At 44.0% G+C, this 16,159-nt stretch carries 12 protein-coding genes; 8 read left to right on the top strand and 4 right to left on the bottom strand.

The window, feature by feature from the left end:
- Nucleotides 1-88: 88 nt before the first annotated feature.
- From DXK30_RS06685 to DXK30_RS06675, 3 genes are all read right to left on the bottom strand, one after another.
- Nucleotides 89-781 carry a 1-pyrroline-5-carboxylate dehydrogenase gene (locus DXK30_RS06685; RefSeq protein WP_101204808.1) on the bottom strand — a complete coding sequence of 231 codons (693 nt, stop codon included), beginning with the start codon at nt 779-781 and terminating at the stop codon, nt 89-91.
- Nucleotides 782-792: 11 nt separating this feature from the next.
- A complete protein-coding gene (putA, locus tag DXK30_RS06680) occupies nt 793-4,056 on the bottom strand; it encodes a bifunctional proline dehydrogenase/L-glutamate gamma-semialdehyde dehydrogenase PutA (protein WP_114701031.1) in 3,264 nt (1,087 codons plus the stop codon).
- Between the two features lie 745 nt (nt 4,057-4,801).
- A complete protein-coding gene (locus DXK30_RS06675) occupies nt 4,802-6,097 on the bottom strand; it encodes an NCS2 family permease (protein ID WP_114701030.1) in 1,296 nt (431 codons plus the stop codon).
- Nucleotides 6,098-6,725: 628 nt separating this feature from the next.
- On the opposite strand from DXK30_RS06675, the gene tolQ reads away from it, so the two are divergent.
- The 5 genes from tolQ to DXK30_RS06650 all read left to right on the top strand — a co-directional run bounded on the left by tolQ (nt 6,726) and on the right by DXK30_RS06650 (nt 12,346).
- Nucleotides 6,726-7,454 (top strand): protein TolQ, encoded by a 729-nt coding sequence (gene tolQ, locus DXK30_RS06670; protein WP_114701029.1) that lies wholly within the window; start codon nt 6,726-6,728, stop codon nt 7,452-7,454.
- Nucleotides 7,451-7,909 carry a protein TolR gene (gene tolR / locus DXK30_RS06665; RefSeq protein WP_101204804.1) on the top strand — a complete coding sequence of 153 codons (459 nt, stop codon included), beginning with the start codon at nt 7,451-7,453 and terminating at the stop codon, nt 7,907-7,909. The genes tolQ and tolR overlap by 4 nt, the downstream gene beginning before the upstream one ends.
- Before the next feature lie 88 nt (nt 7,910-7,997).
- Entirely contained in the window at nt 7,998-9,005 is a 1,008-nt protein-coding gene (locus DXK30_RS06660; RefSeq protein ID WP_114701127.1) for a cell envelope integrity protein TolA, read from the top strand.
- Nucleotides 9,006-9,141: 136 nt separating this feature from the next.
- Complete coding sequence (locus DXK30_RS06655; RefSeq protein WP_114701028.1) at nt 9,142-10,434, top strand: PD40 domain-containing protein; 1,293 nt, start codon at nt 9,142-9,144, stop codon at nt 10,432-10,434.
- A 505-nt stretch (nt 10,435-10,939) separates the two neighbouring features.
- On the top strand, nt 10,940-12,346 hold the full coding sequence (locus DXK30_RS06650) for a nucleobase:cation symporter-2 family protein (protein WP_114701027.1): 1,407 nt from the start codon (nt 10,940-10,942) through the stop codon (nt 12,344-12,346).
- A gap of 142 nt (nt 12,347-12,488) precedes the next feature.
- Here DXK30_RS06650 and DXK30_RS06645 read toward each other — a convergent pair whose 3' ends face one another.
- Complete coding sequence (locus DXK30_RS06645) at nt 12,489-13,154, bottom strand: TetR family transcriptional regulator C-terminal domain-containing protein (protein ID WP_114701026.1); 666 nt, start codon at nt 13,152-13,154, stop codon at nt 12,489-12,491.
- A 523-nt stretch (nt 13,155-13,677) separates the two neighbouring features.
- Between DXK30_RS06645 and uraD the strand changes: the two genes are divergently transcribed.
- The 3 genes from uraD to DXK30_RS06630 all read left to right on the top strand — a co-directional run bounded on the left by uraD (nt 13,678) and on the right by DXK30_RS06630 (nt 16,135).
- Nucleotides 13,678-14,211 (top strand): 2-oxo-4-hydroxy-4-carboxy-5-ureidoimidazoline decarboxylase, encoded by a 534-nt coding sequence (gene uraD, locus DXK30_RS06640; RefSeq protein WP_114701025.1) that lies wholly within the window; start codon nt 13,678-13,680, stop codon nt 14,209-14,211.
- Between the two features lie 65 nt (nt 14,212-14,276).
- On the top strand, nt 14,277-14,645 hold the full coding sequence (gene uraH / locus DXK30_RS06635) for a hydroxyisourate hydrolase (RefSeq protein ID WP_114701024.1): 369 nt from the start codon (nt 14,277-14,279) through the stop codon (nt 14,643-14,645).
- Nucleotides 14,646-14,755: 110 nt separating this feature from the next.
- Nucleotides 14,756-16,135: a urate hydroxylase PuuD gene (locus DXK30_RS06630; protein ID WP_114701023.1), complete on the top strand. Its 1,380-nt coding sequence runs from the start codon at nt 14,756-14,758 to the stop codon at nt 16,133-16,135.
- Nucleotides 16,136-16,159: the final 24 nt, after the last annotated feature.

Here is a 16,159-nt window from a genome sequence, read left to right as displayed (position 1 = left end):
TTTGGTAGTTATAGCGCTACCAAACACCGCTTAGCCTTTATAAAAGTTGATATAAAAACTAAGCGGATTCGTAATTACTGCATTGACTCTACTCTGTACCAAGCTCAAGCAAGCTCGCGTTACCACCGATTGCTGTGGTATTGATAGTCTTGACTCGCTCAGTGACAAAACGATGTAGGTAATCAGGCGTTAGCATTTCTGACAAGCCTTCCATATCAGTAACACTAATAACCTGCGTCAAAATACCGTCAGTATTGGCAAGCTCTTGACTGATGGCTTGCACTTCGCTGCGGCTACCAGAGACAGCCACTTGTGCTAGACGATCGATATATAAAAGCGTGACTGTTTGCGAATCGTTAGCCACACTCAATACATCTTCGCTGATACCTGTGTCGTGCAGTATCTTAGCAGCTTCATTACACATCTCATCTTGGCTTGGGCAGTGCAATATAACTTCATTACCTGTTAGGAGTGCCGCGATAAGCTGACCTAATACTGCCATGGCTCTAGCAGTTTCGCCACCGATGACCATCGTCTTACCACGACCAGTCACATACAAGTCATTGGACTCGCCTGTTGCCCCTGTCATACGATGCATCTCATCCAAGCTAGGCGCAGCGCTCAACAAATGGTTGAATAAACGCTTTGCTTTATTGGCATCACCAGTAAGCAATGCCAGTTTTGGAATGGCTGCTTGTAGATACGTTGCGCGATTCACTGCGCCGAGTAATCGCCAAGATTCACAAACCTGGGCATGATTTTTTTTGAATTCAGTCGCCATGTTGCTACTCCTTATGCGAGTTCTGTTTGAGTGGTAGTTTGGGTTTCGGTCGCTGTCATATGAGCAGCTGACTGTTCAGCGTTGACTGTTTCTGAGCTAAGTTGCATGAGACGTGCGACATAGTGCGGGCCACCAGCTTTAGGACCAGTACCTGATAGACCACAACCACCGAATGGCTGTACGTTTACGACCGCGCCGATTTGGTTACGGTTGATGTAAGTGTTGCCGACAAAGGCACGGCGCTCAATGTGCTCAACAGTATTTTCGATACGGCTATGAATACCTAACGTCAAACCAAAGCCTGTGTTGTTAATGGCATCAATCAGCTTATTCAAATCACGTGCTTGATAGCGCAGTACGTGTAGAATTGGGCCAAAGTGCTCACCACCGATCACATCGATGCTTTTCACTTCGATTGCGGTTGGCAATACAAAAGTAGACTTCTCTTGACTGACGACTGAGCTTGAGCTCATCGGCGTCTGTGCCAAAATAGTAGCAGTCGGCTCAGCACCCATACGTTCGATATGCGCCTCTAAACCATGCTTAGCATCCGCATCAATTACTGGACCTACATCTGTGGCAGCATATAGAGGATTACCTACAGACAGCTCAGCCATATTACCTTGCAATAGCTCGATTAAGTCATCCGCCATTTCTTCCTGTACACACAATATGCGACAAGCTGAACAACGCTGACCTGCTGAACCAAATGCTGATAGTACCGCATCTCTAACGACTTGCTCTGGCAATGCTGTTGAGTCAACGATCATTGCGTTTTGACCGCCAGTCTCAGCGATAAAGACAGGCAATTCGCCACTGGTTTGTGCATGGTCATTTAAGCTTTGGTTGATACGTTGGGCTGTTTGAGTCGAACCTGTAAATATCACACCTGCGATATTATCAGCAGCCGTCAAAGCACCACCTACGTCGCCTGCACCAATGACCAATTGCAATGCTTCGGCTGGTATACCCGCTTGATACATCAACTGGGCACCAAAATGAGCTACCAAACTGGTTTGTTCAGCAGGTTTCGCTACTACGGTGTTACCTGCAGCAAGTGCAGCTACAATCTGTCCCGTATAGATAGCCAATGGGAAGTTCCATGGACTGATACAGACAAAAGTACCGCGTGCTTTATACACTTGACGAGACTGCTTACCAGCCAAGTCTGTAAATTCATGCACGACATCATCTAGGCGCTCTGCTTCGTCAGCATAGAAACGACAGAAATCAACGGCTTCTTTGATTTCATCGATGCCATCTTGCATGGTTTTGCCCGCTTCAACTTGGCATAGTGCCATTAGCTCAGCGTAGTTTTCTTCGTATAGCTCAGCAATCTTACGTAATATCTCAGCACGCTTAGCAGCTGGTACATTTTTCCATACCTCTTGACCAGCAACAGCAACGTCAATCGCTTGGCGAGCCACTTCAGCGTTGGCATAAGTTACTTTACCAGCACTAACTTCGTGGTTCCAAGGCGCAAGTACAGTCTGCGTATCAAGTTGATTCGTTTGACCATCTACTTCATAGGTATCAACAGCTTTACCATTAATGATAGAGGTTGCTGACCATGTTTTGTGTAGATGGCTATCAATAGCTGATTTGAACGGCAACCATTGTGACTCTACAAAGATATTAGGGCCAAAACTTGCACGACGCTCACCGTAAATCTCTAACGGTAACGGGATGTCTGGATTGTGCAATGTTGCATTACCAAGCAGCTTGTCGTATGGATGGACCGTTAGCTTTTCGATTGGGTAAGACTTGTCTAGCAACTGATGAACAAACGAGCTGTTGGCACCGTTCTCAAGCAAGCGGCGTACCAAGTACGGTAGCAAGTCTTTATGTGCACCTACTGGCGCATAGATACGTACAGGAATCTCATAAGCTTGCAAAATATGATCGTAAAGCGCATCGCCCATGCCGTGCAGACGTTGGAACTCAAACTCTCTATGTGCACTCATGGTCATGATTGATGACAGTGTATGCGCATTATGCGTCGCAAACTGTGGCCAGATTAGCCCGCGCAGATGGTCTGACAATAAGAAGCGCGCACAAGCAAGATATGCAGTATCCGTACCTTCTTTACGTGTCCAAACTGGATAGCCTGATAGACCTTTTTGCTGAGCAAGTTTGATCTCAGTATCCCAGTAAGCGCCTTTTACTAGACGTACTGGAATACGATCACCGACTTCAGTAGACAAACGAGCAAGCCAGGCTAATACAGCGATAGCGCGTTTAGAGTACCCTTGTACAACGATACCTAAACCATCCCAGTCCGCCGTTAAATTATCACGGTACAAAGACTCAAACAGTTTGAGAGAAATCTCCAGACGATCTGCTTCTTCAGCATCAATACTGATATCGACATTGACTTCACGTGCCGCTTCAATCAATAGCAGGCAGCGCTGACGCAATAAGCCCATTACTTGTGCTTCTTGCGTGGCTTCATAGCGAGGATGCAGTGCTGATAATTTGATAGACACTGACGGCTTTGGCATGCCTTCTTTGACTTTTACGTTAGCAGTGGCTCTAATCGCATGTAGATAGTCATTGAAGTATTTTTCCGCATCTTTATGCGTGATGGCCGCTTCACCTAACATATCAAATGAATAGGTATAGCCTCTATTACGATATGGCTGGCTGTTTTTATTGGCGTCTTCGATGGTCTCGCCCAATACAAACTGATGGCCCATGATACGCATGGCTTTTTGCATCGCACTACGAATGACAGGCTCACCCATCTTCTTAGTCATGCGATCCAAGAAACCTGATGCAGTGGTGCTGCTGTCAATACTGACAACGCGACCAGTCATCATCATGCCCCAAGTAGAGGCATTGACCATAAAGCCATTGTCATTTTTAATGTGCTTTTTCCAGTCAGCCACACTCATTTTGTCATGAATCAACGCATCAGCCGTATAGTTGTCTGGTACACGAATCAAGGCTTCTGCTAAGCTCATTAGCAAGATACCTTCTTGGGTATCAAGGCTATACTCGAGCAATAATGAGTCAACCATCTTGACGGCTTTACCATCATTACGCACGTGCTCGACCAGTTTGCGCGTTTGCTCAGCAGCAGCATCGCGTTCTTCTATACTGGGTTTGGCAAGTGGCAATAACTCAGACAACCAACGTTCTTCATCGGCGCTATATAGCGGTGAGATACGCTTATTTAGCTCTTCTGCTGACTGGGCGAGATACTCAGGCGACAGCATATCAACAGGATTAAACAAGATCGGCTCTTGCGGGGTAAACTGGTCTACTGGGTTCATAATAACTCCATAACTATCGTTTAAAAACCATAATAAATGGTGCTTTAGGAAGTCTGATCGTCCTGTATAACTGCTCATAACCGCTATCAAAAAATAGTGGTTATTGACGGATATTCACAGCAATAATCAAAAGACCAAACGGCGCCATCACAAAACTAAAAATCCAGCATAGGCTGGAGACGGTTAAGTAGGTCGTTCGACTGTTAAACGGGCTACGTTAACAATACAAAGGCAACAACGAAAAGCTAAGCGGCATTAGTGCCTTCTTCTTGTTAGTAGTGAAAGGAGTGTGATGACCAAATATCGCCTTATTGAACCGAAAAATCGCTCTAATAATTACAAATCTGTCATCTTTGATGATGCTAATTCACTGTAAGAAAAACCTCTACGGCGTTGATTGAGGTGATGCGCTTAACTCGGCTATAATATCACGATTTTTTTTTTCAAACTAACGAAATTAATCATTTTCAAATAATTAATTTCTATCTAAATAACAATAACTTACAAGCAATTTACTGACTATGACTCTTTGGTTACGTTTTTTTGTTTGCTATTGCCTATAGTTTGTCATCACGCTGCTTAACACTAGTAACAAAAATACCAAACATTAGCATCGAGCATACAGGGCTTAGATCAAGACGATAGGCTTATTTACTGACAAAGAAAAACCCTCCTTATCATCAAATGATAAGGAGGGTTTCTTGTTTAAGACACTATCTAATGTCTTATAACGCCTTGCATTGCATTATAAGAAAATAATCTTGAACAACAATATAGCAGTCAAAATCCAGACAGCGATACTGATATCTGCAAACTTGCCCGCAATTGCTTTTACAGCCGTAAAGGTAATAAAACCAAGCGCGATACCGTCAGCGATAGAGTATGTAAGCGGTGTGAATAGCAATACGACGACCACTGGTGCTGCTTCTGTTAAGTCGCTCCAGTTAATGTCCTTTAGAGTACCCATCATGAGTACGGCTACATAAAAGATAGCGCCAGCGGTTGCATAAGCTGGAATCATACCTGCTAGCGGCGAGAAGAAAATACTGAACAGGAATAACACACCTACCGTAACAGCCATCAGGCCCGTACGGCCACCTGAGGCGATACCAGAGATACTCTCGATATAACTGGTCGTCGATGAAGTACCCAGTAAAGAACCAGCTACTGTCGCTGTTGAATCAGCGAGTAGTGCTTTACCCATGTTCGGGATATTGCCATCTTTGTCCGTTAGCTTTGCTTGGCTAGTGGTAGCAATCAAAGTACCAGCGGTATCAAACAAATCGACAAATAAGAAAGCAAAAATCACACTGATCATGCCCACATCAAATGCACCAGCAATGTCTAACTGCATAAGTGTCGGTGCAATAGAAGGCGGTGAAGAAAGGATACCTGTAAACTGTGTATAACCCATTAATAAGCTAATCAACGCAACCAATAAAATACCAATGGTTACCGCACCTGGGACTCTCTTATAAGACAGGCCAATGATAACAACAAAACCTAGTGAAGCCATGACAGGACCAAATGATGTCATGTCCCCAAGACCAACTAAGGTTGCATCATGATTAACGATGATGCCTGCGCTTTGCAATGCAATAAACGCCAAAAACGCACCAATACCAGCGACTACGCCGTTTTTGAGAGACGTTGGAATGGCATTAATAATTGCTTCACGAATCTTAAATAGACTCAGTAGTACAAAGATACAACCAGACAAGAATACCGCACCTAGCGCAGTCTGCCATGCGTAGCCCATACCCAGAACCACACCATAGGTAAAGAAAGCATTAAGCCCCATACCTGGTGCGAGCGCGACGGGTAATCGGGCATAGATACCCATGATGAAACAACCTACCGCTGCTGCTATACAGGTTGCTACAAATACGGCCCCTTTATCCATACCGGCATCGGCTAAGACGTTAGGGTTAACAAAGATAATATAGGCCATCGTCAAGAACGTGGTTATACCAGCGATGATTTCTGTTTTGATCGTGGTATTTTCACCATTAATCCCAAAATAGCGTTCAATTGCATTCATAAGTGTCGCCCCCGACTGGCTAATAAAAAGTCATCATTACCTAAAATTAAACATGACCTCAGCGAAAAAATAACGATGCCACAATAAGAATAATGTAGTAACAAAGCGTAACATATTAGACCAGTTATCTTACAAACTCAATCGTTGATAATGTCTATCTCGTACAAAATGCGATTTTGAAAGACTTCAAGACTATTGGTCAGAAAAGCCATATGAAAAGCCACATACAGTCATGTTGCCCTACGCTATTTGAAAAACGACTTTCTATTCGTTATTAAGGTAATATTCGATTTGAGTCATGAGTTTTAGGTGATAAGTGTTTGCTATGTCATTATTCATGTTATCCAACTAACTAATGACTTAATCAGTAGCAGCCTAACTAAATAGTCGTTTAACACATTAATAATGACCTTTCTCTCATTTAGAAGTAAACTAGGGGGTTATTATACCGATACCTAAATCGCGATACTTACTGTTGCAGCATTTTTCTAAGCACAGTTACAAATTTTAGTGAAGAAACCTTGCTGCGTATTAAATAATAAAAAGTAAATAGTGTTTGTTTAGGGGTTGTCTGGTTCGGATATCACTATTCCAGCCAGCTGTTATCAATTATTCGTGAGTCCATTACATGCCTGAATCATTAAATATTGTCGATCTTATTACCCAAGCCAGTCTATTGGTGCAGATTGTGATGGCACTATTGTTATTAGCCTCTTTACTCAGCTGGGTTATTATCTTTCGCATGAGTGCGCGACTTGGTACAGCCAAAAACTTTGATCAACAATTTGAGACTTGGTTTTGGTCAGGCGAAGACTTGGCCAAGTTATATCAAGGTATTCAGGGTTCTCCTGACCGTCAAGGGCTTGAGCAGATTTTTTATGTTGGCTTTTCAGAATACCTGAGAATGCACAAAAAACGTCAACCTAAAGATGACATTATCGATGGTGTTGAACGCAAATTGCGCGTCGGCCTAGGCCGTCAACAGCAATTGCTAGAGTCAGGACTGACGACGCTAGCCAGCATTGGCTCCGTTGCTCCGTACATCGGATTGTTCGGTACAGTGTGGGGTATCATGAATGCCTTTTTGGGATTGTCTCAAACTGAGCAAGCTACCCTCGCTTCTGTCGCTCCTGGTATCGCCGAAGCACTAATTGCCACAGCCATGGGTTTGTTTGCTGCTATCCCTGCAGTATTGGCATACAATCACTTCACAGCAAAATCGAGCCGATTATATGACTCGCGTGCCTTATTTTGTGATGAAATGACAGGCATGCTACAGCGTGAGACCAGCGTACAAAGCCCTGTTATGAGAGAAACCCAAGTAAGTGCCAATACCACTCAGGTGAAAGGGCTATGAAACCAAACCCCTACGGCCGTGAAAAAAAAGCCCTTAATGCAGAAATGAACGTCGTTCCTTACATTGATGTCATGCTGGTGCTACTGGTGATATTTATGGTGACAGCGCCGATGCTAATTACAGGCGTCGATGTTGATTTGCCAAAAGAGCAAACCAATACCATGAGTCAAAGCCAATTACCGGTGATTGTCTCATTGACTGACAAGGGTGATATTTTTATTAGCTATGAAAGCAATGTCGACGTACCTGTAAGTGAGCCTGAGCTGATTAATACATTATCTAACCTACAGTCTCAGAGCGATAATAGTAACGCTGAGCCAGTACAGGTAATGATCAATGCTGATCAAAACAATCAGTACGGTGCCATTATGACGCTCATGGCAACCTTGCAGCAAGCAGGTATCGAAAAAGTTGGATTACTGACCGGTGCACCTCTACCTACGCCTTCTTTATAGCGATAAATGATTCTTAGTAAATGTCTCATATCATAATAGCCAATCCTAGTAATCAATCTGACAAACCACGTTCATGAGTATCCTTACCATGCATAATGCTCCTGCCGTCTATGTACCTACCGAACCAGAAAGCAACGGACTAACTCTGCCGACGTTGCTAAGCTTGCTGGCGCATGGCCTTATCATTGGCATACTGGTCTATAACTATCAAACCACTGAGGTTGAGACTGCTGGTAGCATCGAAACGGTCATGGTATCTCCTGAGCAACTTGCTGAAATGCAAGGACAAATATTGGCCAACCGTGCAGCAGCCAGTGCGATGCAGATGGATAGTAGCACTAGCGATTCGTCCAGTAGTGCCCAGGCAGAAGTGTCTGGCAGTAGCGTTAGTGCTCAAAATCCAAGCCAACCAAAATCCCAGCATGTCCCTGTATTTACGCGATCTGAAGAGCCTGCCAGTCAGCCTATGCTCATGAGTGAAGAACAGCATCAACGCCTACGAGAGCAAAACCAAGAGTATGAGCGCAAAATGGCTGAATGGGCGTCTGAATTAGACGATTCCGCGATGGAAGAGCTGGATCAAATTGAACAAGAAAAAAGAGAGCAAAGAATTGAAGAGCAAAAGAGGCTTGGAGAATTTCGTCAAAAGCAAAACAACCCACCCAAGATAAAACGTCCTACTGCTACTGATCGCAATATAGAAATTGATACCAATGGCTCTGGCAATGCAGGTAGAACCTTTAGTCTGTCAGACGGACAGTCAACGATTTCTGGAGATACGTCAACTACTAGCACATCCAAAGGCAGCAGTCGCTCTGCATCTAGTGGCAGTCGAGGTGCTAGCAACAGTGAAATCATCAATTTAATCAAACGCAACTATACACCGCCTACCGCCGCGCGAGGTTCTACCCAACGTGCAACCCTGACCATCACTGTCAATGCAAATGGCGATGTGGTCAATGTGACCGCCTCTGGACCTGATAACACGGTCAACGAAGCGGCGAGACAAGCAGTACTCAATACAGGCAGTCTCCCAATTGATGCTGACGACCCTAAATACCCGACTTTTACCATACAGTTTAAAGGCAGCAATTAATCAGTTGCTAGGTCCTTATAATATTGGTAACGTGACGTTAAGCGGCTTGTCTCGCATAGGTTGCTGCCTCATCTAGATGCTTGTCTCATTAAATAAAAAATGAATATCATACTAATTTTAGGAGCTCCATTTACTCATGCGTACCCAAAAAAAATTACTAGTCTCATTACTCGCCAGTACCTCAGCATTGCTGATATCGCAAAGCGTGCTCGCTGCACCTGTTGTACTAGAATTGGACTATGAAATTCCTGTTCAGCAAAACCAAGTCGCGTTTGTATCGTTTGCAGGCGACTCTGTCTTATCTCCAATTATATTAAATGATTTGAGTAAAACCGAGCTAAAAGTAACCAATCAAGATCTACCGCAGCAGCCGCACAGTAGTAAAGAGCTGACAGGTACATTACCTGTTTGGCAAAGCATGGGCATACCGTATCTGGTTGTCGGCAGTACGCGTACCAATCGTGGCAAAATAATCACCGATTATGAAGTCATCGATGTCAAATCTGGTCGCGTGATAGAAGGCAAGCAAAGCCTAACCGCTGACAACAATAGAGAAAGTATGCGTTATGCCGGTCATGTCATTGCAGACAAAGTATACGAGCTGATCACTGGTATTCCAGGAGACTTCTCAGGGCGCATTGCTTATATTGAAGAAACAGGGACTGGCAAGCAAAAGATCTCTCGTCTCAAAGTGATGGATGCGGATGGCGAAAATGCTAAAACCATTACTCAAGTGGCGGGCTCTATCTTCTCACCAGCATGGTCGCCTGATGGCAATCGTATCGCCTACTCAGTACAGCGTGAAAAATCATATCCTATCATCTACGTACAAAACGTCAGTGGCGGCAGCGCAACTACCCTGACGCCTTTTTCAGGTAGCAACCTAAGCCCTTCATTCTCCCCTGATGGCAGCAAGATATTATTCTCTAGTAGCTTTGAAGGTAGCGCTGATATCTATGAAATGAGCGCCAGCGGCGGTACACCTAGAAGACTCACTAATTTACCAAGCAGTGAAGTACAGCCAAGCTATGCACCAGACGGCAAATCTTTCGTTTTTGTCAGTGATAAAACTGGCTTTAACAAGCCGCAAGTTTATCGCTACGAGTTTGCCACAGGACAAACGACTAAAGTGTCAAACGGTGGTTATGCAACCAGTCCGCAGTTTAGCAGTGACGGTACACAAATTGCCTTTTTGAGTGGGCGCTCAGCGGCTATTATGAATAGTAATGGTGCTATCACTACCAATCTTGGCAATACAGGTATTGATGAAGCTCCAAGCTTCTCACCAAACGGCAAACGCGTGGTCTACGCATCGACCCAAGGCGGCAAAGGCGTACTGACCATCAAATCTCTCAACGGTGGCGAAGCGTTTGGTAAATCAGGACAAGGTGTTATCCGCTCACCCGTATGGTCATCAAGCCCAAAATAATTGGTCGTACACCAAAGTAGCAATTTTGGTTATAGTGGAATAAATATCAACTGTTAAGCAAACTGGTAAAAGCCCCAATCATAGTCGTTATGGTTGGGGCTTTTTTTGATTAAAAAACAGGAATAGAAATAACGATAAATCTTAGTACTTATATATTCTAAATGGTCAGCACCCCTCGTCTTTAATCTACTTTCCAATGTTACCTAACCCTACCTCCTTCGTAACAAACCTGTAAACGCACTAGTACCAAAAAAAACATTGCAATGACTTGTATTTTACCTATACCCTAAATAGACCTGACTAATTGGTCAGGTTGTTCAAATATTAGCCGATATATGTTAGTTAATTTTATTACTTATCTTACAGACGGATGCGTACCCCTATTGTGTACATCGATAAAAAACAAGTCAAAGACTGGGTTAAAACTTTGATCTCGTGATCTACCACATTGTCTGATATCTACAGTTAAGCGGGTGCTAAGCAGTTATTTTAGGAGGAAACCACCATGAGTGAAAACGTTCCAGCAAATACCGATTTACTGTATAGACTGCATGACCGTCCCACCCCCATTAAAGCATTTTTAGGTGCTATACAGCACGTACTTGCAGCGTTTGTAGGTATCATCACACCCTCTCTTATCATAGGTGGCACATTAGGTTTAGGAGAGCATATCCCCTACCTTCTTAGTATGTCATTGATAGTATCTGGCGTCGCAACCTTTATTCAGACCCGTAAAGTAGGTCCTGTTGGCTCTGGTCTCATGGCGTTACAAGGCACCAGCTTTGGATTTTTGGCAGCGGTACTGACAGCAGGATTTGTGGTAAAAAACCGCGGCGGTGGTCCAGAAGAGATATTATCCGTTATTTTTGGCGTTTCATTTCTCGGTGCATTTGTTGAGATATTTTTGAGTCAATTTATCACCAAACTCAAATCTTTTATGAGCCCTATTGTTACAGGCTGCGTGATTGTCACGATTGGTTTGTCATTAACCAAGGTAGGTCTGACCGACTTAGCGGGCGGGTTTGGTGCTGAAGATTTTGGTAGTATTCCGAACTTGCTTTTGGGCGGTGGTGTGCTGGCAAGTGTCGTACTGATTAGCATCATCAATAATAAAGTCATTCGCTCAAGCGCCATCTTTATCGGTTTGATGCTCGGCCTTATCGCGGCCGTATTTATGGGACGTATCGATTTCTCACTGGTTTCTGAAGCGGCTTTTTTTACGGTGCCAATCCCTTTTAAATATGGCTTTGGTTTTGATTGGCAGGCTTTTATTCCTATCGCCTTTATGTACATCATTACCAGTATTGAGACTTCAGGCGATTTGACGGCTACCTCAATGATATCAGGTGAACCGATCAAAGGTCCTCTCTATGAGAAACGCATCAAAGGCGGCGTACTAGGAGATGGTGTTAACTCTCTGATTGCGGCAGTATTCAATACCTTCCCCGTGACGACCTTTAGCCAAAACAACGGTGTGATCCAGATGACGGGTATTGCCAGTCGCTATGTGGGTTTCTATGTGGGCGGCATTCTATGCCTGATGGGGCTATTCCCCGTCCTTGGTGCTATTTTTACCCAATTACCGAAGCCTGTCGTTGGCGGTGTCACGCTACTGATGTTTGCGACGGTGGCGACTGCTGGCATTCGCATCTTATCTACCGTGCAATTTACGCATCGTAATGTCTTAATCATTGCCACCTCACTGGGTCTGGCAACGGGTATCGCCTTTGTCCCTGACGTACTGTCACAAACGCCGCAGTTCTTTCAGAATATCTTTGGCTCAGCGGTAACGATGGCAGGGATTGTGGCCATCACCCTTGATATGATTTTACCCAAAAACTATGGCATCGAGTTTGATACTAAAGCACAGCATGCTGACGACGGTTTAGAACCAACGCAAGAAGTCGCTTAAGGCTAAACACAAGCTAAGGCTGAACATATCGAAGTGTTTCGCCGTAAACGAGGTGCACAGAAAAATAGAAACAATCTGTGCACTTCGCTGATTAAGCACCTGACTTATTAAATAGGCACCCTGTCAAATAGGTACCTTGTCATTATTCAAGGCCACAGCCTTTTAAAATAAAAGGCACCAGAAAGTCTGCCGCACGCGCTTCATCTGCTGCGTCATAAGCGGTCTTATCCATCAATCCAACGATTTCAATTTCAAATTCAGCATAACGTTGGGTAGTCGCCCAAATCAAAATCAGTAGTTGTAAAGGATCAGTAATCCCAATTTTGCCTTGCTTGTGCCACTCTTTCATTACCTGTGCTTTATCGTGTACCCACTCCTTCATCGTGGTGGACATAAATTCATGCAAATGCGGTGCACCGCCGATGACTTCAATTGCAAACAGTTTATGACGACTTGGATTGATAAAGGCTTGATGTAGCTTGGTACGGACGAATTTTTCGATGACTATTTTTGGGTCGCTATCTACTGTCATGGTTACCAAGCCTTCATTCCATTCTTGAATGATCGAGCGCAGCACTGCCATGTAGAGATTCTTTTTATTTTTAAAGTAGTAGTGAACATTGGCTTTAGGTAAGCCTGCTCTATCGGCAATACCCTGCATCGTAGCGCCGCGATAGCTTTGGAGCACAAACTCTTCTTCAGCTGCCGCTAAGATAAGCGCTTGATTCTGTGCGCGAATGGCTTGTTGGCTACGGTGCGAGGGCGTATCAGTCACTGAGGTTTCTTCCTTTTGATTGTTTTGAGTCATAGCAGTGGTATCTCACTCTAAGAGACAGGTTCGACAAAATAGTCGCTATATTTTGCTGTGTATTCTTATATAAACACATAGATTTGATCAGCATAACCTGTTAAATAAAAATATTTCGCATAAAACAGTTGACCAATTAGTCAGGTTTTAGCAAAATGGGAACTGTAAATCAATCACGCCGTCATTAATTACCTCTTGCCAGACGTTTTGGACGGCTAAAATATCAGTGTTTCCTTAGCAAATCTGTTTCATATTGTCAGTTCACTATAACTTGAAATTACGCAAAGCGTATATAAGCGCCAAAGCTCTGACTACAAACACATCGATTATCGTCTTTTGATTTTAAGCAAATTAGTAGCGACTAGCTTAATCAAATCATCCATAAAGCTGAAGCAACCGCTACTTATCAAGATTACTGCTTATACCTATAAGTTTATGCAAATAACCATACGGTATAAACCTCTATCAAACATTTATCGCCCGATACAGATAGCGGGCTACCCTATTAGAAAAGGATGTCATCGTGAGCTTAACCTTAGCGCAATTCAACGATCTATCACAAGAAGTCGCCATCGCCCAACTATTAACTTGCTGCACCAGTAGAAGTTGGGCCTATAAGCTTGCAGACGCCCGCCCTTTTGCAGACGTTGACGCACTGCTAACAAGTAGCGACGCTATCTGGAACAAAGTACAAAATGATGAGGCTAACTTATTAGAAGCGTTTGATGGGCATCCACAAATCGGCAATGTGGCATCTCTAAAAGAGAAATACCGCAACACACAAAGTAGCGCTGCACACGAACAATCAGGCGCTAACGATGCAGCAGATGAGGTGCTCGAAGCACTTGCCAAAGGCAATCGCGACTATCTCGATAAATTTGGCTTTATTTTTATTGTCTTTGCAACGGGTAAAAGCGCGCAGCAAATGCTAGATCTGCTATTAGCGCGCTTGCCTAACGATCGTGCTACTGAACTAGCTAACGCAGCCGCTGAACAGAATAAAATTACGCGTCTACGTTTAACTAAATTGCTAGGTAATGCTTCGACAAGCAAATAGTAGTCGCAGAGTTAGACTAGCATTTTCACCCTATTTATATTTCTCATAAATTTAAAGGAAGCATCATGTCTGCCACCCTATCATCACATATCTTAGACACTCATCTTGGCAAACCTGCGGCTGATGTCGCCGTTACCTTACACCGCATACGAGACAACGGTGCCGCCACATTACTAGCGCATGGTACAACCAATAGTGATGGCCGTGTCACACCAGACGCTTGGCAATTTGATACAGCCATCGATAGTACTGAACGTCAGCTAGATACCGGACGCTATACCGTAACGTTCGATACTCAGTCTTATTTTGATGCTCAGCAGCTGACAGCATTTTACCCGCAAGTGGTTATCGACTTTGTGGTAAACGATACCAGTCATTATCACGTGCCGCTTCTGCTTAGTGCGCACGGTTATAGCACTTATCGCGGATCGTAGCTTTGGTGTTGTTTAGCTCTCTGCTTTGTTTTTAATTTTCAAGAAATACTATCAAAAGAAATTACCAAGACATTTTATAAGACACTGTCATATTAAAGGACATTTATTACATGGGCGCCTATCTTCTCGAATGGTTGAGTTTATTTTTCCGCTGGTTTCATGTTATCGCTGGGGTAGCATGGATTGGTGCATCGTTTTATTTTGTGTGGCTAGATCTAAGCCTACGCAAACCACCACAGTGGAAAACAGACAAAGGCATTTCGGGTGATCTTTGGGCCGTCCATGGCGGCGGGTTTTATGAAATTGCCAAATACAAACTCGAACCCGAAGAGATGCCAAAGACGCTACATTGGTTTAAATGGGAAGCTTATACCACTTGGCTAACAGGTGCGGCGATGATGTCTATCGTCTATTATGCCAATGCAACTGCCTACCTAATTGACCCAAGTAAAGTGCCTTTTACTAGTATCGGTGCCATTGCCACCAGCTTGCTTTTCTTGTTTGGCAGTTACTTCATTTATGAAGTTATCGTGCGCAGTCATTTGGGTAAAAACGCGTTTATCTTTAGTACCCTGATTTTTATTTTACTGGTCATCGCGAGTTGGGGTTCTTACCAGCTGTTTAGTGATCGCGCTTCATTTATACATATCGGTGCTATCTTGGGCACGGTGATGGTAGGTAACGTATTCTTCGGTATTATGCCGGCTCAGCGCGCACTCGTTGACTGTGTGCGGCGCGGTGAAAAACCAGGTAAAGAAGTGGCTGAATTAGCATTACAAGCCAAAAATCGCTCACTGATGAATAACTATTTTACCCTACCGCTGATTTTTACCATGATCAGCAACCATTACCCAATGATGTATGCTCATGAGAAAGGTTGGTTGGTATTGGTCTTCGTCGGTATCATTACCGCGACTGCCCGTCATTACTTTAACCAAAAGCACTTAGGTCATAAAAAACCACGCTACTTGGTCATTCCAGCCGTATTAACCGTATTGTTGATTATTTGGATGCGACCTGAGCCGATTGAGCCATTGCCTGCAATGCCTGCTACTGCCTCAGTAGCACCTACGACAACTGATAGCACCCCCACAGCTACAAGCACGACTACTGACTCAAGCACTGATACCGTTACTAGCGCTAATAACAGTGCTAATAGCAATGCTAATAACAGTGCTAATAACAGTGCTAATAACAATATTAGTAATGATGCAGCTACTGCTGAAGCCGTACCCGTGAGCGCGTCAGCAGATGACGCTATGATGAATGTCGTGCATACGCGCTGTAGCACCTGTCATGCGGTGCAGCCAACACAGCAAGGCTTCGCCGCACCCCCAGCAGGAATCATTTTGCAGACACCAGAAGACTTAAAAATTCATAAAGCGAAAATCGTCACTGCGGTACAGACTGGCTACATGCCGCTTGGTAATATTACTCAGTTGACGGATGCCGAGCGCCAACAGCTCGTAGCCTATGCATCATCACTTTAATTTGTGATAAAAAATAACTGTCCT

Origin of the sequence: Psychrobacter proteolyticus (assembly GCF_003350005.1) — a bacterium.
Classification (GTDB): Bacteria; Pseudomonadota; Gammaproteobacteria; order Pseudomonadales; family Moraxellaceae; genus Psychrobacter; species Psychrobacter proteolyticus.
This window is presented reverse-complemented; position numbering and strand designations above follow the sequence as displayed.